The organism is Bradyrhizobium cosmicum (genome assembly GCF_032290525.1).
Taxonomy (GTDB): Bacteria; Pseudomonadota; Alphaproteobacteria; order Rhizobiales; family Xanthobacteraceae; genus Bradyrhizobium; species Bradyrhizobium cosmicum_A.
The window spans coordinates 93,587-113,493 of the sequence record NZ_JASXTA010000023.1; the positions used below are offsets into that span (position 1 = coordinate 93,587).

At 60.4% G+C, this 19,907-nt stretch carries 29 protein-coding genes and 1 tRNA gene; 11 read left to right on the top strand and 19 right to left on the bottom strand.

Annotated features, from left to right (window positions below; genetic code table 11):
• Nucleotides 1–269: 269 nt before the first annotated feature.
• From plsX to QSV46_RS31970, 8 genes are all read left to right on the top strand, one after another.
• The gene (gene plsX, locus QSV46_RS31935; protein ID WP_314960928.1) at nucleotides 270–1,331 is read left to right on the top strand and encodes a phosphate acyltransferase PlsX; all 1,062 of its coding nucleotides are present in this window, start codon (nucleotides 270–272) and stop codon (nucleotides 1,329–1,331) included.
• Entirely contained in the window at nucleotides 1,328–2,308 is a 981-nt protein-coding gene (locus tag QSV46_RS31940) for a beta-ketoacyl-ACP synthase III (RefSeq protein WP_314960930.1), read from the top strand. Before plsX ends, QSV46_RS31940 begins: the two co-directional genes overlap by 4 nt.
• 132 nt (nucleotides 2,309–2,440) lie before the next feature.
• Complete coding sequence (locus QSV46_RS31945; protein ID WP_314960932.1) at nucleotides 2,441–2,782, top strand: integration host factor subunit alpha; 342 nt, start codon at nucleotides 2,441–2,443, stop codon at nucleotides 2,780–2,782.
• A 24-nt stretch (nucleotides 2,783–2,806) separates the two neighbouring features.
• Nucleotides 2,807–3,385, top strand: a complete 579-nt coding sequence (locus QSV46_RS31950; RefSeq protein WP_314960934.1) for a MerR family transcriptional regulator — start codon at nucleotides 2,807–2,809, stop codon at nucleotides 3,383–3,385.
• 110 nt (nucleotides 3,386–3,495) lie between these two features.
• Nucleotides 3,496–3,573 (top strand) — tRNA-Pro (locus QSV46_RS31955).
• 187 nt (nucleotides 3,574–3,760) lie between these two features.
• On the top strand, nucleotides 3,761–4,096 hold the full coding sequence (locus QSV46_RS31960) for a hypothetical protein (RefSeq protein ID WP_314960936.1): 336 nt from the start codon (nucleotides 3,761–3,763) through the stop codon (nucleotides 4,094–4,096).
• Complete coding sequence (locus QSV46_RS31965; RefSeq protein WP_314960938.1) at nucleotides 4,065–4,697, top strand: DUF6680 family protein; 633 nt, start codon at nucleotides 4,065–4,067, stop codon at nucleotides 4,695–4,697. The genes QSV46_RS31960 and QSV46_RS31965 overlap by 32 nt, the downstream gene beginning before the upstream one ends.
• 17 nt (nucleotides 4,698–4,714) lie before the next feature.
• Entirely contained in the window at nucleotides 4,715–5,374 is a 660-nt protein-coding gene (locus QSV46_RS31970; protein WP_314960940.1) for a DUF4145 domain-containing protein, read from the top strand.
• Here QSV46_RS31970 and QSV46_RS31975 read toward each other — a convergent pair.
• From QSV46_RS31975 to QSV46_RS31985, 3 genes are read right to left on the bottom strand one after another with little or no spacing between them, the layout of a single operon-like run.
• Nucleotides 5,371–6,060, bottom strand: a complete 690-nt coding sequence (locus QSV46_RS31975) for a hypothetical protein (RefSeq protein ID WP_314960941.1) — start codon at nucleotides 6,058–6,060, stop codon at nucleotides 5,371–5,373. The genes QSV46_RS31970 and QSV46_RS31975 overlap by 4 nt on opposite strands.
• Nucleotides 6,051–6,809: a terminase large subunit domain-containing protein gene (locus QSV46_RS31980; RefSeq protein WP_314960942.1), complete on the bottom strand. Its 759-nt coding sequence runs from the start codon at nucleotides 6,807–6,809 to the stop codon at nucleotides 6,051–6,053. The genes QSV46_RS31975 and QSV46_RS31980 overlap by 10 nt, the downstream gene beginning before the upstream one ends.
• Nucleotides 6,803–7,429, bottom strand: coding sequence for a hypothetical protein (locus QSV46_RS31985; protein ID WP_314960944.1), 627 nt, complete (start codon nucleotides 7,427–7,429; stop codon nucleotides 6,803–6,805). Before QSV46_RS31985 ends, QSV46_RS31980 begins: the two co-directional genes overlap by 7 nt.
• A 419-nt stretch (nucleotides 7,430–7,848) precedes the next feature.
• Between QSV46_RS31985 and QSV46_RS41480 the strand changes: the two genes are divergently transcribed.
• Nucleotides 7,849–8,073, top strand: coding sequence for a Rap1a/Tai family immunity protein (locus QSV46_RS41480; protein WP_409997233.1), 225 nt, complete (start codon nucleotides 7,849–7,851; stop codon nucleotides 8,071–8,073).
• Between the two features lie 256 nt (nucleotides 8,074–8,329).
• On the opposite strand, the gene QSV46_RS31990 is transcribed toward QSV46_RS41480, so the two are convergent.
• On the bottom strand, nucleotides 8,330–10,033 hold the full coding sequence (locus tag QSV46_RS31990; protein ID WP_314960945.1) for an AAA family ATPase: 1,704 nt from the start codon (nucleotides 10,031–10,033) through the stop codon (nucleotides 8,330–8,332).
• A gap of 136 nt (nucleotides 10,034–10,169) precedes the next feature.
• Nucleotides 10,170–10,757 (bottom strand): hypothetical protein, encoded by a 588-nt coding sequence (locus QSV46_RS31995; protein WP_314960947.1) that lies wholly within the window; start codon nucleotides 10,755–10,757, stop codon nucleotides 10,170–10,172.
• A gap of 116 nt (nucleotides 10,758–10,873) precedes the next feature.
• Between QSV46_RS31995 and QSV46_RS32000 the strand changes: the two genes are divergently transcribed.
• Entirely contained in the window at nucleotides 10,874–11,026 is a 153-nt protein-coding gene (locus QSV46_RS32000; RefSeq protein ID WP_314960949.1) for a hypothetical protein, read from the top strand.
• Between the two features lies 1 nt (nucleotide 11,027).
• On the opposite strand, the gene QSV46_RS41485 is transcribed toward QSV46_RS32000, so the two are convergent.
• A complete protein-coding gene (locus QSV46_RS41485; RefSeq protein ID WP_409997232.1) occupies nucleotides 11,028–11,453 on the bottom strand; it encodes a helix-turn-helix transcriptional regulator in 426 nt (141 codons plus the stop codon).
• Nucleotides 11,454–11,581: 128 nt separating this feature from the next.
• Here QSV46_RS41485 and QSV46_RS32010 point away from each other — a divergent pair, with 128 nt between their 5' ends.
• Nucleotides 11,582–12,010 (top strand): hypothetical protein, encoded by a 429-nt coding sequence (locus QSV46_RS32010; protein ID WP_314960950.1) that lies wholly within the window; start codon nucleotides 11,582–11,584, stop codon nucleotides 12,008–12,010.
• A 26-nt stretch (nucleotides 12,011–12,036) separates the two neighbouring features.
• On the opposite strand, the gene QSV46_RS32015 is transcribed toward QSV46_RS32010, so the two are convergent.
• From QSV46_RS32015 to QSV46_RS32075, 13 genes are all read right to left on the bottom strand, one after another.
• Nucleotides 12,037–13,605 (bottom strand): hypothetical protein, encoded by a 1,569-nt coding sequence (locus QSV46_RS32015; RefSeq protein ID WP_314960952.1) that lies wholly within the window; start codon nucleotides 13,603–13,605, stop codon nucleotides 12,037–12,039.
• Nucleotides 13,602–13,790 carry a hypothetical protein gene (locus QSV46_RS32020; RefSeq protein WP_314960954.1) on the bottom strand — a complete coding sequence of 63 codons (189 nt, stop codon included), beginning with the start codon at nucleotides 13,788–13,790 and terminating at the stop codon, nucleotides 13,602–13,604. Before QSV46_RS32020 ends, QSV46_RS32015 begins: the two co-directional genes overlap by 4 nt.
• Nucleotides 13,787–14,671 (bottom strand): hypothetical protein, encoded by an 885-nt coding sequence (locus QSV46_RS32025; protein WP_314960955.1) that lies wholly within the window; start codon nucleotides 14,669–14,671, stop codon nucleotides 13,787–13,789. Before QSV46_RS32025 ends, QSV46_RS32020 begins: the two co-directional genes overlap by 4 nt.
• 1 nt (nucleotide 14,672) lies before the next feature.
• On the bottom strand, nucleotides 14,673–15,338 hold the full coding sequence (locus tag QSV46_RS32030; protein ID WP_314960957.1) for a hypothetical protein: 666 nt from the start codon (nucleotides 15,336–15,338) through the stop codon (nucleotides 14,673–14,675).
• Entirely contained in the window at nucleotides 15,335–15,562 is a 228-nt protein-coding gene (locus QSV46_RS32035) for a hypothetical protein (protein WP_314960958.1), read from the bottom strand. The genes QSV46_RS32030 and QSV46_RS32035 overlap by 4 nt, the downstream gene beginning before the upstream one ends.
• The gene (locus QSV46_RS32040; protein WP_314960959.1) at nucleotides 15,562–15,765 is read right to left on the bottom strand and encodes a cold-shock protein; all 204 of its coding nucleotides are present in this window, start codon (nucleotides 15,763–15,765) and stop codon (nucleotides 15,562–15,564) included. Before QSV46_RS32040 ends, QSV46_RS32035 begins: the two co-directional genes overlap by 1 nt.
• The gene (locus tag QSV46_RS32045) at nucleotides 15,762–16,064 is read right to left on the bottom strand and encodes a hypothetical protein (RefSeq protein WP_314960961.1); all 303 of its coding nucleotides are present in this window, start codon (nucleotides 16,062–16,064) and stop codon (nucleotides 15,762–15,764) included. Before QSV46_RS32045 ends, QSV46_RS32040 begins: the two co-directional genes overlap by 4 nt.
• Nucleotides 16,065–16,076: 12 nt before the next feature.
• Entirely contained in the window at nucleotides 16,077–16,373 is a 297-nt protein-coding gene (locus tag QSV46_RS32050; RefSeq protein WP_314960963.1) for a hypothetical protein, read from the bottom strand.
• Nucleotides 16,374–16,376: 3 nt separating this feature from the next.
• Nucleotides 16,377–16,541 (bottom strand): hypothetical protein, encoded by a 165-nt coding sequence (locus QSV46_RS32055; protein WP_314960964.1) that lies wholly within the window; start codon nucleotides 16,539–16,541, stop codon nucleotides 16,377–16,379.
• A 17-nt stretch (nucleotides 16,542–16,558) separates the two neighbouring features.
• Nucleotides 16,559–17,245, bottom strand: coding sequence for a hypothetical protein (locus QSV46_RS32060; protein WP_314960965.1), 687 nt, complete (start codon nucleotides 17,243–17,245; stop codon nucleotides 16,559–16,561).
• Between the two features lie 49 nt (nucleotides 17,246–17,294).
• Nucleotides 17,295–17,507 carry a hypothetical protein gene (locus tag QSV46_RS32065; RefSeq protein WP_314960967.1) on the bottom strand — a complete coding sequence of 71 codons (213 nt, stop codon included), beginning with the start codon at nucleotides 17,505–17,507 and terminating at the stop codon, nucleotides 17,295–17,297.
• 110 nt (nucleotides 17,508–17,617) lie between these two features.
• Nucleotides 17,618–18,016, bottom strand: coding sequence for a hypothetical protein (locus QSV46_RS32070; RefSeq protein ID WP_314960969.1), 399 nt, complete (start codon nucleotides 18,014–18,016; stop codon nucleotides 17,618–17,620).
• A complete protein-coding gene (locus tag QSV46_RS32075) occupies nucleotides 18,013–19,434 on the bottom strand; it encodes a tyrosine-type recombinase/integrase (RefSeq protein ID WP_314960971.1) in 1,422 nt (473 codons plus the stop codon). The genes QSV46_RS32070 and QSV46_RS32075 overlap by 4 nt, the downstream gene beginning before the upstream one ends.
• Between the last annotated feature and the right edge of the window lie 473 nt (nucleotides 19,435–19,907).

Sequence of the window (19,907 nt, forward strand, 5' to 3'; positions counted from 1 at the left end):
GATGGGGCGTGAGGCGTTTGTCTCGCCGGGTTGAAGGTTGGCTCCATCTAACTGATTTCCATATATTTCTTGCCAATTCGCCGCTCCGCCGGCGGATCTCCGGGGATGCAAAAGGCTGGGGGCAAGAGGTTGTTTCGGGATAACAAAACGCTATTGTCGCGCCCCGGTCCGGGCGCGGCGTGGCGCTAGGCCGGTCGCCATGTCCATGGCGAACCCATTTGCGGCCCCGCTCGTTCAAGACCGCAGCACACCAGGTTTCCAGGACGTTTATGCTAAGCAAGGTTCGCATCGCGCTTGACGCCATGGGGGGCGACGCCGGCGCCGCCGTGGTCATTCCGGGCGCCGCCATCTCGCTTCACAGGCATCGCGAGATCGAGTTCCTGCTGGTCGGGGACCGCGCAAAGATCGAGCCCGAACTCGAGAAGCATCCCGCCCTCAAGGCTGCTTCGAAGATCATCCACACCGACGTGGCCGTCAGCGGTTCGGACAAGCCGAGCCAGGCGCTGCGGCGCGGCCGCAAGACGTCGTCGATGTGGATGGCGATCGACGCGGTGAAGAAGGGCGAGGCGGATGTCGTTGTCTCCGCCGGCAATACCGGCGCGCTGATGGCAATGTCACGCTTCCACCTGCGCACGCTGAAGGGGATCGACCGCCCGGCGATTACAGGGATATGGCCGACCAGGCGCGGCGAAACCGTCGTGCTCGACCTCGGCGCCACCATCGGCGGCGACGCCCACCACCTGGTGTCGCTCGCGCTCATGGGGGCGGCCACGGCGAGCGTGCTGTTCGACAAGAAGCGGCCCACGGTGGGGCTCCTCAATATCGGAACCGAGGAGATCAAGGGGCATGAGGAGATCCGCGAGGCCGGAGAAATCCTGCGCGCGCGCAACCTGCCGGAGCTCGACTATATCGGCTTCGTCGAGGGCGACGGCATCGGCAAGGGGCTGGCCGACGTTATCGTCACCGAAGGTTTCAGCGGCAATATCGCGCTCAAGGCCGCCGAGGGAACCGCCCGGCAGATGGCGGAATTACTCCGTAGCGAGATGCAGCGGAGCTGGCTGTCCAAGCTCGGTTATCTCTTCGCGCGCAGCGCCTTCCAGGCCCTGCGCAACAAGATGGACCCGAACAAGTCCAATGGCGGCGTGTTCCTGGGATTGAACGGACTGGTGGTCAAGAGCCACGGCGGGACCAGCGCCGAAGGCTTTGCCTATGCGATCGATGTTGGCTATGAGATGGCTCACTACGATCTCCTGAACAAGATCAACCAGATGCTCAACCGCGAGGGTGGTGCACTTAATTTCGTGCAGCCCGCGCCGGAGGATGTTTCGTGACTCAAATTCGTTCGGTCGTGCTCGGCTGCGGCTCTTATCTGCCGGAGCAGGTGGTGACCAACGCCCAATTGGCGGCCCGCATCGACACGTCCGACGAGTGGATCGTGCAGCGCACCGGCATTCGCGCGCGGCATATCGCGGCCGAGGGCGAGTTCACCTCGCATCTGGCGATCAAGGCGGCGCAGGCCGCGCTCACGGATGCCGGCCTCGACGCGCAGTCGATCGACCTGATCGTGCTGGCGACCTCGACGCCCGACAACACCTTCCCGGCCAGCGCGGTCGCCGTGCAGCACGGGCTCGGCATCAACCACGGCGCGGCCTTCGACCTGCAGGCGGTGTGCTCGGGCTTCGTGTTCGCGCTCGCCACCGCCGACAATTTCCTGCGCACCGGCGCCTTCAAGCGCGCGCTGGTGATCGGCGCCGAGACCTTCTCGCGCATCCTCGACTGGAACGACCGCGGCACCTGCGTGCTGTTCGGCGACGGCGCCGGCGCCGTGGTGCTGGAGGCGCAGGAGCAGCCGGGCAAGGCGGCGACCGACCGCGGCATCGTGACCACTCATTTGCGCTCCGACGGCCGCCACAAGGCGAAGCTGTTTGTCGACGGCGGACCGTCCTCGACCCAGACCGTCGGTCATCTGCGCATGGAGGGCCGTGAGGTCTTCAAGCATGCGGTCGGCATGATCACCGACGTGATCGTCGATGCCTTCGAGGCGACCGGGCACAATGCCGACAGCATCGACTGGTTCGTGCCGCACCAGGCCAACAAGCGAATCATCGACGCCTCCGCGCACAAGCTGCACATCGCGCCGGAGAAGGTGGTGCTGACGGTGGACCGTCACGGCAACACCTCGGCGGCCTCGATCCCGCTGGCGCTGTCGGTGGCCCGCAAGGACGGCCGCATCAAGCGCGGCGACCTGGTTCTGCTGGAAGCGATGGGCGGCGGCTTCACCTGGGGCTCCGCGCTGGTGCGCTGGTAAGCCACAGTCGATAAAATTTTGCTGGAATTAGCCGCGATATCGATGCGTCGGCATTGATGAGCGCTGTTGACCGGCGTATCGTAACCTCATAATTTCAGACAACAATTGTTCGCCGTGATGTGGGGCAGGGCGATGACCGATCAAAGCAAAACCGTAACGCGTGTCGATCTCTGCGAAGCCGTCTACCAGAAGGTGGGCCTGTCGCGGACGGAATCGTCTGCGTTCGTGGAACTCGTCCTGAAGGAGATCACCGACTGCCTGGAGAAGGGCGAAACGGTGAAATTGTCCTCGTTCGGCTCCTTCATGGTCCGCAAGAAGGGCCAGCGCATCGGCCGCAACCCGAAGACCGGCACCGAGGTGCCGATCTCGCCGCGCCGGGTGATGGTGTTCAAGCCGTCGGCGATCCTGAAGCAGCGGATCAACACCCAGCATCGCACCAATGGCGACGCCAGCAAGACGCAACCCGAGGCGTAGTCGCCTCGCGCGGAGGATTGGCATTTGGACAAGGCGCCGGATGCGTTCCGAACCATCAGCGAAGTAGCGCAGGAACTCGACATTCCGCAGCACGTGCTGCGGTTCTGGGAGACCCGGTTCTCCCAGATCAAGCCGATGAAGCGCAGCGGCGGCCGCCGCTATTACCGACCCGACGACGTCGACCTGCTCAAGGGCATCCGCCGCCTGCTCTACGGGGAGGGCTACACCATCCGTGGGGTGCAGCGGATCCTGAAGGAGCACGGCGTCAAATCGGTGCAGGGCCTCGCCGACGGCGCGGCCGCGGTCTCGTTCGGCGCCATTGAGGACGCCATCGGCGCCAGCCTGATGGAGCCCGAGGACGAGGCGCCCATCAAGGGTACCACGGATGCTGACGAGGACGACTACCAGGGCGACGAGGAGGAGGGCATCGACTTCCGCTTCACGGAGGTCGACGACGAGGACATCCTCACCACCTTCCGCAAGGGCGGCACCCAAGCCGCGCCCGCCGGCCCCAGCGCGCTCGACCGGGAGCGGCTCGGGCGGGCACTCGCCGACCTCGTCGCCTGCCGGGAAATGCTGGATCAGGCGCTGAACGACGCCTAGGCCGCTCTTGCCGAGCTTTGCGGGCGGTTCCGGGGCCTTGGGGCGGGGACACCAAAATGCTGTGACCTCGCCTTGCGCATCGCTGCGATCCTAGCTAATGGAACGACGTTCGGAGCGTGGCGCAGCCCGGTTAGCGCACTAGTCTGGGAGACTAGGGGTCGGAGGTTCAAATCCTCTCGCTCCGACCAATACTTAGCCGGATTTCAGGGCATCCGGTTTTTCCCGAGGGTAACGGATAGGGTAACGCGCCCCGGCGGTGATGCGCCGCTTTTGACGTGGGCCTGTGGATATCATTGCGATCTCGCAAGATTCCGCAGCCTCTACACGCCATGCGTGTCTAATGCGCAAACCAATCGAATCGGAGACCCCTGTGCCATGGACGGCTTCTACGCTGCGTACCTAACGGGCCGCGCCGGCAGCGGTCTCCTGCTGTTCGCTATCCGAGGGCCAACTTTCATTGGCGTGGACGGCGGGGGCGTGAAGTACGACGGCCAGATTGAGGTCGTCGACGTCGGTCTAAAATGCACGATCGTCTACATGATACCTGCCGGAACTCCCAATCTAATCACGGGGGCCTCGCCGCCTGCGACAGACCAAAGGATACCGCTCGAATTCATACTGCCGAAAGATTTCTGGAACGGGCAGGTGGTCGGAATCACGACCCCGTTGGGGCCAGTCAATGCAAGATTTCAAAAGCTACGCGACTGGTGAAATTATGACTGAACCCTTTTGGACGCTGAAGCTCGCGGATTGCATCAACTTCGCCATTTTGCTCGTCACGATCGCCGCGATCGTTTACGGGCCAATCAAGGCGGTCGAAATCACCAGGCGGAAAGACCTTGAGCGTGATGCCGAAAGTAGAAAACGCCAGATTCTTGCAACGCTGATGCGTACTCGAAAAATGACGGTACATCCTGATCACGTCAGCGCATTGAATCAGGTCCAACTCGAATTCTTCAATCATCCAACGGTGATCGACGCTTACCGCGGTTACATTGCCAATCTGTCGCAAACAGTGCCTCCACCTGGCAATGATCTGCACAATTTTCTAACTAGACGAAATGATCGATTTTTCGACCTCCTGCACGCAATAGCGGTTGCGTCTGGTGTGGCACTTGATCGCCACGAACTGGATCGCTTGGCGTACGTGCCTATTGGCTGGCAGACAGATCAAGATGAATTGCGAGCATTCCGAGCGGCGGTGTTGGCGGTCTTGCAAGGACAAAAGCCACTCTTCATTGCTCCGGCGACGCTGCAGCAAACGCAAATTCAGCAAGAAGCGCCCAATCCATATCCCCCGCCGCCGCAGTAGTGAAACAGGAGAATTTCGTGAGTAGCTCAAAGCTGGCAAGGCGTTTTGAGGAGCTGCGCTTGCAGTTAGAAGTTATCGAGAAAGCAAAAAAGCCTTTGCAAGGGAGTTTTCCGGGCTACAGCGTGGATGAAAACGCGCTCCTCGGGTGGGAGATAAAAGCGATTAATCTGCTGGAGATGGCCTGCTCGGCTAATTCCATTCACGTAAAAAGCTTCAAAAAAGTTCAGGAGCCGGAGGCCTACCGATCAAGTCAGGAGAAGCTACTCCAGCTTGGGGCAGTGTTTGACGCAGCGCGCGAGGATTTTAATGGCGGCTACCTTAATTCTGTCCGCCACCTGATCCAATCCGAGGTTTTTGATAGTGAATTGGAGCAAGCCAAGGAGTTGTTGTCAGCGAAGTACAAAGTTGCCGCAGCCGTAATCACAGGAGTGGTTTTGGAGACCACGCTCCGGCAGATGTGCTCAGACAAAGGGCTCTTGCCCGGAAAACTCGACAAAATGAATGCGGATCTTGCCAAGTCGGGCGCGTACAATCTTCAAGTCCAAAAACGCATTACAGCTCTCGCCGATATACGAAACAACGCCGCGCACGGGCATGCCGAGAAATTCCGCGAAGACGATGTTATCGAAATGATCGTCTACGTCGAGCGCTTCTTAGCGGATCACCTAGCGCCCTAAACCCGCAACTCCTGACGGCTGGTCACCGGCCCTTGCGTCGCCATCCAAAGCGTGATGGCGACCGAAAGCACCAAGTCGTCGTGAGCGCCGACGCGCGCCGCGTAGGTCGTGCGGCCGGCCTCCGAAATCTTCCGTTTGAAATCCTTCAGTTCTTCCTTCAGCGCCAACGCGTCATTCGCAGCCGCTGCGATGCGGAGTTCTCCGCTATGCGAGTGCGCTTCGAGGTTCGAGATCAGGAAGCCCTTGGGCACGTGCCAGGTGTTGCCGCCGTGCTGCGTCGCCTCCAATCCCGCGGTGATCGTGATCCGGCTTGGCCATAGGCCGGCAGCATCGAACATGTCGCCAACCGGCCGGCCGACACCCGTTTCATCGATGACCAGCTTTGGCCTCAGCGCGTTCAATGGCGGCCGCGCAAGCAAGTTGACCACTCGCTGGATCTGTTGCGGGTAGGACATGCCGAGCGGCAAGCGCTCCAGATGGCGCACGTCGAAATGCGTCATTCTTTTCTGACGGCGCGTCCGCGTCTTTTCAATCATGTCCCAGCCGTCGAGCGGTAACACTCGATGGTTCATGACGCTGATTGCGGTGGGGTCGGTGCTCTGACCAAGGTCAACGCCGACGAACCAGCGGTCAACCGGGCGGGCGTAGACGCTGCGCCATCCATCGGCCGTGGTGATCACATCCATAGCGGGCGAACCTCATTGGTGAACATCGCGTCAATGATCGACGTCGAGAACGCCGCATCTTCGGTGTCGAGGAATTCGCAAAGGTACTCTTCGCGATATTTCGTCTCGCCGAGGTTCTTGCGCTCTCGGGCCAGGAATTCCGGCGTGATGCGGGGGCACGATCCCAACTCAACGTGGATGCGGTGCCAGTCGGGATCGTCGGACCGCCACGTCTCATAGAAAACACCCCGCTTGCCGGCGGGCGTCGACAGATAGATCAGTTGGCCGTTGGCGTTGGTGGCCAGCATCGGGCGGACGGCCGTGATCAGCGCGTCGGAGCACCGGGACGTCTCATCGATGATCGCCATGCGGACGTTGGCCAGGCCGCGCAGCGTGTCGCCGTCATTGTCGCCGGGCAGCGCCAGGATGCGGGCTTTGTTCTCCAGCTCGATGCGGCGGGCGGCGTCACCGACCAGGGCCGGCGCGTTCGGGATGCGGCCATATGCCATGCGTGCGCGGCGCACGAACTCGTCGGACAGGCGCTGCGCCGGCGAGACGATCAGGATCAGGCTTTCGGGCTCGGTGGTGGCGACCGAAAGGGCCTTCATGACCGCGGACTCGGTCTTGCCGTGCTGCCGGGGGATAAGCATGGCGATCTGCGAGGCGGTGGAGCGCACGAAGTCGGCCTGCCAGTCGTCAAGCTCGATATCCGCGTCCCGGGCGAGGAGTGCCGGATCCAGCGCGCGGGCCATGTCGGCGGCCATCAGCATGGGGGCGGCACCGGGCAGGGCGGTACAATTGGCTTGGCCTCGATGAGCAGTGGCGGCTTGCCCGCGCGCTGTGTGATTGCGGCGGCCGCGTCTGTCTCCAACCGGTGCAGGGCCGCACCGACCGCCTGCGCAGCTTGGGGGAAGGGCCGCAAAGCGGTCGTGATGGCCTGGCGTAGGGCTAGGTAGTCCGCGCTGATCAGGAGCGAGGTCGATCGCACGTCATGGCGCTGCACGATCATGCCCAAGAGCTTGCCGACGAGGGCCAGGTTGGCGGTGATGGCGCCTTCGGCACCGATCGCGGCTTTGATGTCGCCGAAGTCGATCGCCGTCGCCACGTGCTGTTGCAGCCGGGCGCGCTGGTGCACGAGCTGGGACAGCAAGCCTTCCTGCTCGCTCGCCTGTAGCGCGTCTAGGTCGATCTCGCTGGGCTTCTGTGCGGTTAGGATTGCCGCGCGCATCGCGGGGCTGACGTGATTGGCAGCGTGTCGGCCGACCGCATCGGCGCTGAGATTGAAGCGGCGGGCGAGGGCGTTGTGCGCGATGCCGTGCGCAAGCCCAATTTCGATTTGGTGGCGGTGCTTGGAATTGCAGACGCTACACTTCGGGCCGGTCTTGCCCATTACTCAACTCACCTGCGATTTGGCCACGCGGATTCGCGTTTCGATACCCCGATGTTTACCCCAGCATACCAAAGAAATCGTGAATCACCTAAAGTGCTGCAATTAGCGTAACGTAACGTAACGGAGCACTAGTCAGTAGAACTAGAGCGCGCCGGTTTGATCGAATGAAGCGGCGCGAAGCGGTGAGAAAGAGCGCGCGAATTTAAGAGCGGCGTCGATTGATGTAGCGCGCTGCTGAGAATTGAACGATGTTTGGCATCGCCGCTTTGCGAAAGCACGAAATGCTCAAACCCTTTAACGGACTATTCCAAACCATCGGTCTCATCGGGGCGGTGCTAACGATGAGCACGACGCCAGTCCCATCGCAGGCAAACACAAAATCGGCGAACTACATAATGCCAGGTTGTAGGTCAGTCATAATGAGCGAAGAATCGGCGCGAGCTTTTTTGCAGGGGTACTGCGCCGGCTTAGTTGTGGGACTAAGGTATATGTACGACGACGCCTGTGTGCCCGACGGTGCTACCCCTAATCAAGTTCTGCGCGTCGTAGTTCAATACATCGACAGCCGGCCAGCAAGGCTTCACGAGGATTTTAGAATTCTGGCCCTTGAAGCAATGAAGCAGTCTTGGCCATGTAATCGGTGAGCTTGCACCGGCTCCAGTGGAGTCTCCAAGATCCCCGCAACGGGCGTCATTTTCCAGTTCACTTCCACATTGACTATGGTTCGTTGGTTCACTGGTTCACCTATAGGGATATGACCGAACCGAACCAGACGATGATGGGGCAGAAATGCCCCCCATCGTATCGTCCGTGGTTCGCGGAGTGGTTCAGGTGAACCAGCTTGAATCAAAAGGGGTTTTTGCCTCTCTTGGTTCGGTTTTGGTTCGCCCGTTGGTTCGCTCAGTTTGCACCTGGAAAACGTGCTGGCGGCAGCGGTGGTTGGTTCGCCCCTGAACCACGCGAATCCATGGCGTTCAGCTCGCGCTGACCGACAGCAGTCAACGTCCAGCCATTGCGCTCATTGCGGATCAGTTTCTGGCCTTCCAGCTTCTGCGCGAGCCGGTACACGCGGCTGTCGGTCATCCCGATGAGCTTAGCCACGTCACGGCGGCTTTTCCGCGGGTGCTGATCGATGGCGCGCAACAAGGTGTCCTCATCCCGTTCGTTAGCCAGCTCCCGCTGCACGATCCCGACATCCGACACCGGCCGCGCAACGACCGTCGGAATGGGCCGCCCCTTTGTGTCTCGCAGTTTCGGGTGCTGAACCGTCACCAGTTCGAAATGGACCGGCTCGAACGACGGGCCGCGAAACTTGCCCAAAGCCTCGAAGGCGATCACTTGGCCGTTCCGGCGCAGAGCCACGTTGCCGTCCACCTCGTTCAAGAACGCTCCGCCGCCCTTCGGGATCAGGTCATCGTCTGCCGCCCGCTTGGTCGGGTGCGCCAGGGCGAGCACGCAGGGGCCGCCCGGGAGCTTCGTCATGGACCGCAACAATCGGGCATAGTTGCCCATCTGAACGTTGTCGTTGTCGTCATCGCCTTCGAAATATGCTGCAACCGTGTCGACCACGATCAGGGTAGGCGTTAGGCCTTTCGCTGCCACCTCAGCTTCGATGTTCGCGACGTTCTCGGAAATCTTCACCACGCCGTTGATGAAGTGGACGTCCACGGTCTCGGGATCGATTCCCATCTCTTGGGTTACGCCGAGCCAACGCGCCTGAACGTCCGTCGGGTTTTCGCCGGCGGCGTAGATCACAGTTCCTTTCTCGACTTCAATGCTCCCGATCGCGCGGCCGATAGCAACATGCGCGGCCAAACGCATGGCGGCCGCGGTCTTGCCGCCGCCGGTCTTGGCCGTCATCGAATAGCAAAACCGCCGCTGGAATATCCGGTCGACGACGTAATCAGGCGGCACAAAGTCACGGACGAACTGGCCCGAGGTCTGAATTAGGTTCGTAGGTGCGGGTTGCTTCGGGAAAGGAACGACGGGCATTGCTTTTGTCTCATCCAAGAGTTCGCGAAAACGACGTTCCGACCACCGCTCAAATTTGAGACCGGCGCCATCAGGGCGGCCTGAGGCGATCCACTTGGCGTACCCGGCGTCATCGAGGTCGAAGAACGTATCGAGGCGCTTTTTGTAGCGCTCCGCACGGGCTTTCTTCTCCTTCTCGAAGGCTGCACGCTTCGCGCCGACCTTCGCGGCGAGATCGTCTAAGATCGCCTCGGTTCGCTCGCAGGCGACGCCACACGGCTCGTAGCCGCGCTCTTTCTCATCGGCAAGGACGTCGATGATGAGTGAGTCGGTCCAGTGCTTTTCGCGCTCGTACATCTCCCACTGGTCAACGAGGGCAGCCTCGTACTGCTCCATCGTCACAGGCTGATGGATGCCAGGTATCCAGCAAGGAGGCTCGTACTCCAGCATGAGATCACGCCAGAGCGCGAATCCCTCGTTCGACCAGAGTCGGCGAATGTCCCAACCGAGACACAACGGCGGAGACATCTCGGGCTCGGTGCCGTCGGCCCACCATTCAGTCAAATCGCGCAGCGCCTCGATTGCGACCGGTGTCGCGAGGCGTTCGACTTCGTCAAGTTCAAGCAAACTCATCGGACTGCTCCTTTACTGAGGGAGCCCCGAACCAAAATCTGATTGCAAAAATCGCAAAACGTGATACGTAAAAGCTGCCAAGCAATTCACGAACACGTCCGCGGCCCTGCGATCTCTTGATCCGGGGCCGTTTCTTTTAGGCTGGTGGTTTCAATTCAAGCAACTTTGCTATTTCCAGAAGCACCCGCCCGTGGATCACGGTCAGGCGTTCGACATCGCGTCGTTTGCGCTCGCCGCGCTGGTAGGTCGTATCGGCAAACTGAGCGACCGCGCCCGGCGAATGGTCAAACACGGATAGGGCCACGAACACGCCATCGGCATCAAAGTTTGCCGTGACGAGATCGTCCCCGCGTTCGAGGCGCTCGCGGATGCGTGGCACGAGAGTGTCGGAGATGAGCAAGGCGAGCGCGTGCCCCGCTGTTTTAGCCGCTCGGTGCGCCAGATCATCCGCGTAGTCCCGGGGGTTGAGCAGGTATTCGTGCATCGGCAGATCAAGCACGCGCTTCACCTCTCGGGCAAACTCTCCGCCGCGTTCGTGGTCAATTGCCAGTGAGACCAGCCAAACCGCCGCATCCCTCGCGGTCATCTCGGCTGCGCCGCGACCCTGACCCTTGACACTGAGAAGGCCGGCGGCGCGCAGATGACGCCCATATAGGTCTACGGTCGAAAATGGTTCTTTCAGCAATTCAGAAAGTGCCTTGGCGAGATCGCCCGATGTAGCCATTTACGCGGCTCCGTACTTTATCGGTAGTTTTTACTATTGAATTATCTTCTATACCTGCTATCGTTAAAAAATCAACAACGCGGACATTGGCTCCGCTTCTGCGAAGGGGGAAGATGATGGCTTCGAAAACTGAGAAAGAATTCACCACGCGCACGGTCATGGCAATGGCGCAGGAGATGGTCAACGCCAAGAGCGCGGTCGATCGCTCCTTTAAGCTGTTCAAAGTGCTCGCCAAAGAGCACGGCGTGAAGCTGCCAAAGCCCGAGTGAGTCACTGGGTTTTGGGCGTGCGAGGCGGCCGGGCTTTTGCTCGTGCCGCTTTCCGTGCTTCGTATTTTGCCTCCCACTCATCTTCGATGCGCTTTTCATCGCGACGCCGCAGTGCCTCACGTGCCTGCTCAAGAGCCGCACGGGACAATTCGGCGGGGGAAAGATCATCGGCCGCGGGCTTAGGACCAGGCCGGTTGGCGAATATTCGATCGAGTGGGTTCGCCTGCTGCTCGGAAAGATCGGTGAACGCCGCGTCGAGCTGCATTCTGTCCCAGATTAGCCGAGAGAATACCCGCTTGGGCCGGGGCATCCAGCCGGCCTGCACCATTCGATCAAACGTGGTGGTGCTCACGCCAACGTACCGCGCGGCTTCATCACGTGACATGCCGCGCGGCGGGTAGGCAATCTGATCTGGCCAGAGGGTCATGCCCCGATCGGTAGCAGACTGCCGCCGTCGGTTATGTTGACAATCTACATAACTAGCTGTTTGCACAGGAAATTTGTAGTTGCGTCGAACCGAGGGTTGCGTTTGAATGTCCCGATTGGGGGATCCAAATGAGCATTTTTGTGCGCGCGGCGTTTTCCGCTGCATTGGGCGTCTGCGCTTTTTTGCTTGGGGCCTGTTCTTCTACTCCGGCCGACCTCGAAGCTAAAGCGACGCCGATAGTCCAGACCTATTCCGAGAATTACCAGGAGATTTATCGGAGGGTCTCGACCACCGCGAAGCGCTGCTTCGCTAGCAATGTCGGCGCCTATGCATCGTTTGCAGTGGATTCCGAATTGTATTCGGAACTAGGCTACGGCGAAATGACGCTGTCCTTAATCAACATGGGAACGCGCAACTACTATCTGTCAGTGCGCGTCGATAAGCAGCCGGCGGGATCGAAACTGACCGTGCGATCCGGCAACACCCTGGCGAGCGAGAGATACAAAACGCTGATACTCGGATGGGCCGGCGGCGATCAGAATTGTCCCGTTATTTGAGATGCCGCTCCGACCGGATCCGATCGCTAAGCGTATGAGCCTGTGCCAACGATGGTGCCGGCAATAGAGCCCGGGAAGTAATTGGCGCCCCCGCCCTGCGTGTAGACGAAGGCAGCGGTTTCGACGCTGTAACGCTTGCCCGTCATGGTGAACCCCCCCGTGCTAATGGTGCGGGCGCCAGAAACGGCCTTAACCCCGCCTCCCACCTCGGAATAGGCAAAACTATCGGACCACGACATGTTGCCCGTCATGATCATCGTCTGTCCGAATCCGCCATACAAATCAATGATGCCACCAGTGCGCGCGTAGAAAATCTCGCGCCAGCCCGAGCACACGCCGAAAGCGATGTTGCCGGTGAAATGGATGTAGGCGTTCGCGGTTGCCGAAATCATGTCGAAACCGCCGGTATTCGCGCCCGACAGCGTGATATTGCCCACGTTTAGACTGCCAGTGCCTGTATGATTGATGAGAGGCAGCGTGGTCGATGTCAGAGTGCCGTTCTGCACCGTGAAAATGCCGGGCAGGGGAATAGTGCAATTGATAACGTTGGTTGTTCCGTTGATCGTCCCGCTACCGAGATCAAGCGTGGCGTTTCCGCCGCCGGTCCATGCGGTGTTCAATGCTAGACCGTCGAAAGCCGCGACGTTGTTGCATTGGATGGTGACGTTGAACCCGCCCAAATCCAGCGTTTGCGAAATCACGTCATAGGCTTTTTGAATGGTGAGAAAAGCGCCGCCGCTAGTGTTCGCCAAGCCGTTGTTGCTGTTGCTGCCGTCGCTGCGAACGTAATAGGTGCGAGCGGCTGTAAGAAGCTCGCGAACACCCGTGTTCTTTTGCGCTTGCACTTTCTGAGCCGCAGTCAACGATTGCGAGCCGCCATATCGAACAACACCGAGATTGTTCGCGGCCGTCGCAGCGCTTGCCAAGTCCGACAGATTGTTGGTGCTCAGAAGGTCGCCCGCGCCGGCCGGACCGGTCGGCCCCGGGATGCCCTGGTCGCCTTTTGATGCCAGCAATTGCCAGTAGGTCGTATCCGGCGGCGTATGATTGGTGTGGTCGAGAACGCAAGCGTAGCTCGACCCGCTCAGCGTCACGACGTCGTTAACGGTATAAGCGGTCGCGCCGCTCCACGCGCCCTTGAATTGAAGCCCTTTGTAGATGCCGAGATACGACCAGACACCCGACACCTTCGCCCACATCTTACCGGTCGTAGGCTGGAACGCATACTGCCCATCGTCGCCGAGCGACGGATCCGGCACGGTCTCGTCAATATCGACGAACACGAAATAGCCCGACGTGTTGAGCGCGCTGACGAGATCGTTGACGGCTTGCATCCCCTGCGCGCCGGCAAAGCGCTGCGGCGAGACCTGCCAAATCTTGTAAGTAGCGCCGGCTTGCGCGCCGCCGCCCCAAGGCGGAATGACCAGATGCGTTGTGTCGGTGACATCAGAAATGACCGTCTGGAAATTGCCAACTTGCAGGATATCGCCGGGACGCACATTCGTACCCGACCAGATCGTGCCGACGCCGGTAACGGTTGTTCCTCCGGCCGAAACTGACACGGTGCCGGTCGAATAGCTTGCAAGAGCGGTCATTTGGATTGTTTCCTTGCTTCAATGAGTGCATTCGCTTCCGCACTCGGAAGCCACTTTCCGTCGACCTTCTGCCAGGTTCGGCCGGTCGAGGGCTGGAATGCGACCAGGCCGCGGGCGTCGGGCGGCGGCTCGGTGAGTTCGGGTGGCAGATTGTGCAGTTCAATCTTCTGATCGCTGGTGCTCATAGCTCCCGCCTTTTCTTGGCGCTCTGCACGATGCGAATGGTGTCAGCGTGGCGGGCGGCGCGATCGCGAGCCAATTCCTCGCGCAACTGCATCACCGTTTCCTGCGAGGCGCCTTCGCCGATGTTGATTTGCCGGTTGTCCTGCATGACCACGGCGGGGCCAGAGTTGCCGCCGAACCCCATCCGCCGCACGCCGCCGTTGCTGTCCAGCGTGCCGCCGGCGGCGAAGCCAGGTAGGAATGACTTGGAAACGTGGTTTGGAATGATGGTCGCGCCACCCTTGTGGACGTTGATCAACTCGGGGCCGCGCTCGCCGACGACGCCCCAGCCGCCGCGCAGCGTGCCGCCATTGGCAAACATGGGGAACGATAGCCCTCCCGTGCCGGCACCGAGATCGCCAACGCCGCTCATGGTCGGCGCGCCACCGAGTCCAAACAGCGAACCGATACCGCTCGTCGAGCCGCCGAACGCCGATGCGAACAGTTTGTCGGCCGCCATCGAGGCGAGCTTGTCAGCAATTTTACCCAGAGCATCGAGACCGGAGGATTTGAACGCGTCCCACGCGCTCGCGCCCTGGCGGAGCTGTTGGCCAAACGTGGTGAAGAAGCCGCGATTGACGTTCATTCCCTCGACCGCGAGCGAATCGAGTTGTTTCCGACCGTTGGTGGCGTCATTCATGGCCTGTTGGAACTGCGGCAGCGCGGCGCCAGCGACCTTCGCTTGGTCGGCAAGGTCCTCCATTTGTCGAGCGCTGTTATTCAACGCTGCGCTGAATTCGTCGGCATTCTTCGGATCGAGCAAGCCACGGTCAACCAGGCTCTGCAAATTGTCGCCCATTGCCTTCGCGGCGTCTTTCGTCCGAAAAATCCCAATCGCGGCCATCTCAGTGCTCCCCATTGATCGGCATACGCGCGCCGACACGATCCTCTGGCCAGCGACACAAAATATGCCGATCGATCCCGTCCGGTCGGATGACCGTCAGCTCGGCAAAGCCGCCCACGCGCGAAAAGCCGTCCTCCGCGGGCGTGCGGCGTTGCAGTTCGAGCAGCTTGCGCAGGCTGTTCGCGATCTGCTCCGGCTCGTCATCGGGATCCGGCTCGACGAAGCCGGCGGCGGCGATCAAATCGTCCGATGGCCATGGGCCAAAAAACGTCGGCCCAACCGGGCATACAAAATAGGCAGGCCAATCGCCCATGCTGTTGTGCTCGCCTGGCGTCCGGATGAAAAAGATCATCGGCCGCCCGCTGAAATAGCCGGCCAAAGTCAACTCGAAAGACGGCAACTTGAACTGATCGACGATCAGAGGTAGGTCGCGCGAGACGATGCTGATTAGTTCGTCGAAGTTCGAAGCGCGACGGGACAGTTCACGAGCGGCGGTGTCCAAGCCGAACGCGTTGCCCCGTCCCGTGATGACAGCCGGCCATTCGGGAATGGCACGTACCTTCGAACGAAATTCGCTGACGACACCGTTGTCGAAGTACGAAGCCGCATCGGTCGCGATCCAGATGCAATTGTGCTTTTTGGTGGCGACGAAATTGTTGGCAGTCATGACCTGATCGTTTCCAGCGCCATGTCAAGTCTCCGCCCGATCTCGCCAGCAACGTCAAAGATCGCTTCGAGGGGCGGCGCCGCTGGACCTTGCTTCACTTCGCGCAGCCGATCGAATGCCCGATCGCGGATCTTGGCCAAGCAGGCTTCATCGGCTCCGGTGCGGACGCCGTTCAACAACGCCGTTTCGAATTCGAGAACGATCGTTTGGAGTTCGTTGGTCACTAGACCAGCCTCACGTTCGTGGCAATCGGCTTGCCGGTGCGTTCGTTGAGGCCGATTTCGAATCCGACATGCGCTCCGACTACAAGGGCTCGCGTGCCGCGCGGAAGCGCTGAGGCATGGCAGAAGACGTCGTGCCCATCGACGCGCAGGAATCCGAACCCGCGTTCGTCGTTCCAGTTCTTTACTTCACCGATTTTGGTCATGACACCGAGACCTGCACGTAACCGGCCGTCGCGCTGACCTTCACCACGACCCGTGGGTCGGTGCTGGAGTTATAACCAGGGACAGCTAGGGTCTTTACGCCGTTGCCAGGGACGATGACGCGCTGCACAGCTAAGGCTTGCCCCATCGATTCGACGGCAATTTCGCCGGTGCAGTCGCTTGCTGTCGACGAAACGGTGACACGCTCGCCTGAAGTTAATTCGATTTGGATAGGCTCGCCGACTTTGACGATCTTCGGAACGTCCTGCCGTTTGCCAGTTAAGTTGCTTTCAAAATACATTGTGCAGGGCTCCTAGGGATTGACCGTCACGAAACCGGATGTGCACGTGATCTTCACACCGTGCCGTTGGAGCGGCGGGAACGCTGGCCAGGACATCAGGAACGACGGGAAGGTCACCGTCGAGTTGGCGGATACGGTGACCGGCGGATAATTGAACACGTTGTCATCCGACGAGATGATCGCGCCGCAGCCCACGCCGGCCTGAACCGCCAGCTTCGCCAAGCCGTTATTGTTCAGCTCGAAATAGGCCGAGTCGCCGGCGTTGATCTTGACCGCGCTCCACTGATTTCCCTGATTGTGATACTTCACGATTCAAACTCCTCGCTCGGTCTGTCCCAAAGCCCGGGCGAGATCGGCCGGAAGCGGCTTCTTCTCTGGCAAAGCCGGCTGCGTCACGCCGGCCGCAGCATTGACACCGGCCGCTGGCGCCTGGGGGATCTGCGTTGCGACCTGCTCGGGCGTAATGCGCATGATCATGTTGGTGGTCTCCTTGGTTACGCTGCCGCGGCGAGTTCGGTTTCCCGCTCGACGTCAGCTTCGATGTGCCGCTGATCGGGCACGGCTTGGTTCAGGAAATCGGTCAGCGCGTGCGCGTTCGGCAGTTCGATGAGATCGCGCATAGCGTCGGCAGCGGCGGCCGTTGCGTTGGTCAGGAGCTGCACGGCGGCGCGTTCGCGCTCCAACTCGTCGAGCTTGCCTGGATGGACAATGTTGATTGCCAAGGTGCGCGCAGCTTCGGCGGTCTCGCGATCCGCGCCGACGAGTTCGGGCGCTTCGAGAATGGTCTGCAAGTAGAGCAGCGACATGGTCGGAAGCAGCGCCTTGATTTCCTTCGGCGACTTCGGCAGGCGGTCACGGACCTGGCTACGGAGCACGGCGCCGGCGGCGTCGGTCTTGTCGATGGGCGGCAATTCGATCTTGGCGCGCTTCTCGTCGATCCGCTCATTGAGTCGCGACGCGAACGCTTTAGCGCGGATCATTTTCCAGGCGTTCTTTTTTACCTCGTCGCGAGCCTTCTTGGTCCGGCCCTGCGCGCTCAGATCAGTGTCGCCTCGGACTTTGGCGGTCATCGAGTCGATTTCTCGATGCAGTTCGATGAGGCGGTCGAACGTGGTGCGCACCGTTGCGTTCGGGATGCCTGCGGCTTGTTCTTTGAGGAGGGAGTAATAGCGATCGTTCATTTTGGTGATGACCTGTGTTGCGGGTTTGCGTGAATGTTAATTGTCAACATCAAGCCGCGATCGGCTGGCGGCGCGCAGCGATGCTGCGCTCCCAAGCGGCGAGTTCACCGATGCGCCAGAAACGACGCTTCGCGATGTAGAGCGGACGAGGGAAATCGGAGTCGTCTTTCAGACGACGCTCGACCCACATATGGCTCACGCCGCCGTAACGGGCGCGGAGCTGCGACGTGGGGATCAAGGCGTTGGGATCGTCAGCGGACATCGTGACCTCATTTGTTGGTCACAAGGTCGCACGACTCGTCACATCCCGCTATCAAGCGGGACAAAAATGCACTTTCGTGTTGACAAGCTCTTGGCCGCGTTAGTTGTTAATTAAGAGTTGGACACATCGCGCCGAATGGTCTTCGCGGTGACTCCGAGCTTCACTGCGGCTCGCTTGTAGGCTTCGGCGTCTGAAAAACATCGCTTGCGTTCGGCCTCAAAGACCGCGCGCCGTTCATTGGTCCTTTCGCTCTTGCGACGCTGCCAACGGCCGCGTTCGTCTCCCTCTCTCTCAAGTCGACGCGCAATTTCTCCGAGGCGCCGGATCTCTGCGAGACGTTCACCGAGCTGGCACGCGGCCCATGCTGCAGCGGAAGCATCCCCGGCCACTAGCGCGTCGCGGATTTCGTCACAGCGCTTGTCCGCCCAATCTGCTAAATCGTCGTCACCGAGTGTCGGAACAATAAACTCGACTTCGATAAGTAATTCGATGATCGGGGCAGTGCTCATGCCGGCTCCCTCTGAAACGGAACCACATTGCTCGCCAACCGCCCATTCACCAGATCGTCCACGTATCGCGCCCACGCCGTGAACGCTTGCGTCTTTTCCCGCAAATATTTGTGCCGAGCGTAGACGCGGGCGACACCGCGGATGGCGCCGGATGAGTGGTTAACGCACGCTTCCGCGATCTCGATTGAGAACCCGAGCGCTTGCAGGCCGGAATAGAAGGTCCGGCGCAGGTCGTGCAGTGTCCACGGCTCTAGTTGTACGTTCGGATCGGTTTTTCGCAGCTCGATCAGCATGGCTTGATCAAAGCGTTTTTTTGCTTTCGACAAGCCGCTAATCGGTGTTTCACCGGTCGTCGTGAATAGAAGGCCCTTTCCTTTGATGGTGGGAAGGGATTTCAGCAGGTCGACGGCTTGCGGGCTCAATGGCACAAGGTGCTCGCGCCCGTTTTTCGTGCGCTCTTTGGGGATTGTCCACAACGGCTCGCACCACCGGCCGCCATCATCGAGCACTATCGATGTACCGCGAAGGTCCAACTCAGCCCGCGGCAGCTCTCGCAACTCGTCGCGCCGTTGTCCAAGCAGGACCAAGGACTGCACGAGGCGGCCGAACGGATAGCCCTCACGATCGGCAACTTTCCAAGCGGCCACTAGTTCGGCGGCGGATAGCTTGCGCTCGCGCTCGGTTTCGTGGGCGAAGGCGTCGAGGGAGGCGACTGGCGAGGATTCCCGCATGTCGCGGTCGACGCACCAGTCGAAGAACGTCTTGAGGGTGGTAAGCGTGCGGTTAGCTGTCACGCCGCGGCCCGAATCGACCAGAGCGTCTAGCAGCACGATCGCGTCGTGCTTCGTGATGGAGGCAAGCGTGCGACCTGACCATTTGCCAAGCACGCCATTGCCGGTTTTCATCCATTCGCCCGGGTTCTCCGGATCCGGCTTCAGCCCGAAATAGTGAGCGATGAGCAGGCGAGTCGATTCGCGCAGGCCCTGACGCTTCCGGCCCTTGTAGCGCTTCAGGAACTCAAGCATGGCCGCGTCGATCGTGTCGTCGCGGATCGCCTCCCGCTTGGCCTCCGCCTTCTCCTGGCGGCGCACGTGCGTAGGATCGGTTCCTCGCCGGACATCCTCTGAGGCGGCCGTGGCGAGCATGCGAGCTTGGCTGGGGGTCAGGGGATGCCCGATCTGCGGCGGAGCCGGGGAGGGTGTGAGCGCCAGCGGCCCGAGCGTGAGCTTCTTGGGCGCGCGCTGGCCGACATCGTCGCGCTCCACTGGCGAGCGGAAGCGGAAGACCCACGATTTGATGCCGGAGGGGTGGACGACCAAGAACAGGCCGGCGGCGCCGCCGTCGGATTTCTCATAGCGCACCGCGCGCGGCTTTAATTGTTCGATCGCTAGGCTGGATAGCGCCCTAGTCTTAGCCATGCCGTTACCCCAAGGTGCTGTGGGGTAACGTCTCGATGCCGTTAGCGGCTGTTACCCTGCGTTGATAACATGCCAGCAAAATCACAAAAAATCAATAAAACTCAAATGCTTTTTGCGGATGAGACGTTCAGTCTCGTGACGCTTCGTTACGGTATCGCCTTCGTCTGGGAGACTAGGGGTCGGAGGTTCAAATCCTCTCGCTCCGACCATTTACCCTTTGATTCCCCTACACATCCTTTCTGCGATTCTGGCGCGATTCTGACATTTAAACAGAGCAATGAAGATGCTCTTCGGAAGCCGCTCCAGCAGCGCGGTGAGCTTCTTCTTGCGCTCTTCGAGCGGCAGCGTGCGTAGATCGACGATCGCGCCCAAAATACCGTGAAATGGGGGGGGCGACTAAAGCGGGATGGGGTTAGGCTGAATCGATTTGGGATTCCCAAATCAGTGTGTTTCTGATTCACCATGCTGGCTGG

Coding starts and splice junctions, on each gene's coding strand:
- plsX (WP_314960928.1), top strand. CDS start 270: ATGCTAAGCAAGGTTCGCATCGCGCTTGACGCCATGGGGGGCGACGCC.
- QSV46_RS31945 (WP_314960932.1), top strand. CDS start 2,441: ATGACCGATCAAAGCAAAACCGTAACGCGTGTCGATCTCTGCGAAGCC.
- QSV46_RS31960 (WP_314960936.1), top strand. CDS start 3,761: ATGGACGGCTTCTACGCTGCGTACCTAACGGGCCGCGCCGGCAGCGGT.
- QSV46_RS31965 (WP_314960938.1), top strand. CDS start 4,065: ATGCAAGATTTCAAAAGCTACGCGACTGGTGAAATTATGACTGAACCC.
- QSV46_RS31975 (WP_314960941.1), bottom strand. CDS start 6,060: ATGGATGTGATCACCACGGCCGATGGATGGCGCAGCGTCTACGCCCGC.
- QSV46_RS31980 (WP_314960942.1), bottom strand. CDS start 6,809: ATGCTGATGGCCGCCGACATGGCCCGCGCGCTGGATCCGGCACTCCTC.
- QSV46_RS31985 (WP_314960944.1), bottom strand. CDS start 7,429: ATGGGCAAGACCGGCCCGAAGTGTAGCGTCTGCAATTCCAAGCACCGC.
- QSV46_RS41480 (WP_409997233.1), top strand. CDS start 7,849: ATGAGCGAAGAATCGGCGCGAGCTTTTTTGCAGGGGTACTGCGCCGGC.
- QSV46_RS31990 (WP_314960945.1), bottom strand. CDS start 10,033: ATGAGTTTGCTTGAACTTGACGAAGTCGAACGCCTCGCGACACCGGTC.
- QSV46_RS31995 (WP_314960947.1), bottom strand. CDS start 10,757: ATGGCTACATCGGGCGATCTCGCCAAGGCACTTTCTGAATTGCTGAAA.
- QSV46_RS32000 (WP_314960949.1), top strand. CDS start 10,874: ATGGCTTCGAAAACTGAGAAAGAATTCACCACGCGCACGGTCATGGCA.
- QSV46_RS41485 (WP_409997232.1), bottom strand. CDS start 11,453: ATGACCCTCTGGCCAGATCAGATTGCCTACCCGCCGCGCGGCATGTCA.
- QSV46_RS32010 (WP_314960950.1), top strand. CDS start 11,582: ATGAGCATTTTTGTGCGCGCGGCGTTTTCCGCTGCATTGGGCGTCTGC.
- QSV46_RS32015 (WP_314960952.1), bottom strand. CDS start 13,605: ATGACCGCTCTTGCAAGCTATTCGACCGGCACCGTGTCAGTTTCGGCC.
- QSV46_RS32020 (WP_314960954.1), bottom strand. CDS start 13,790: ATGAGCACCAGCGATCAGAAGATTGAACTGCACAATCTGCCACCCGAA.
- QSV46_RS32025 (WP_314960955.1), bottom strand. CDS start 14,671: ATGGCCGCGATTGGGATTTTTCGGACGAAAGACGCCGCGAAGGCAATG.
- QSV46_RS32030 (WP_314960957.1), bottom strand. CDS start 15,338: ATGACTGCCAACAATTTCGTCGCCACCAAAAAGCACAATTGCATCTGG.
- QSV46_RS32040 (WP_314960959.1), bottom strand. CDS start 15,765: ATGACCAAAATCGGTGAAGTAAAGAACTGGAACGACGAACGCGGGTTC.
- QSV46_RS32045 (WP_314960961.1), bottom strand. CDS start 16,064: ATGTATTTTGAAAGCAACTTAACTGGCAAACGGCAGGACGTTCCGAAG.
- QSV46_RS32055 (WP_314960964.1), bottom strand. CDS start 16,541: ATGATCATGCGCATTACGCCCGAGCAGGTCGCAACGCAGATCCCCCAG.
- QSV46_RS32060 (WP_314960965.1), bottom strand. CDS start 17,245: ATGAACGATCGCTATTACTCCCTCCTCAAAGAACAAGCCGCAGGCATC.
- QSV46_RS32065 (WP_314960967.1), bottom strand. CDS start 17,507: ATGTCCGCTGACGATCCCAACGCCTTGATCCCCACGTCGCAGCTCCGC.
- QSV46_RS32070 (WP_314960969.1), bottom strand. CDS start 18,016: ATGAGCACTGCCCCGATCATCGAATTACTTATCGAAGTCGAGTTTATT.
- QSV46_RS32075 (WP_314960971.1), bottom strand. CDS start 19,434: ATGGCTAAGACTAGGGCGCTATCCAGCCTAGCGATCGAACAATTAAAG.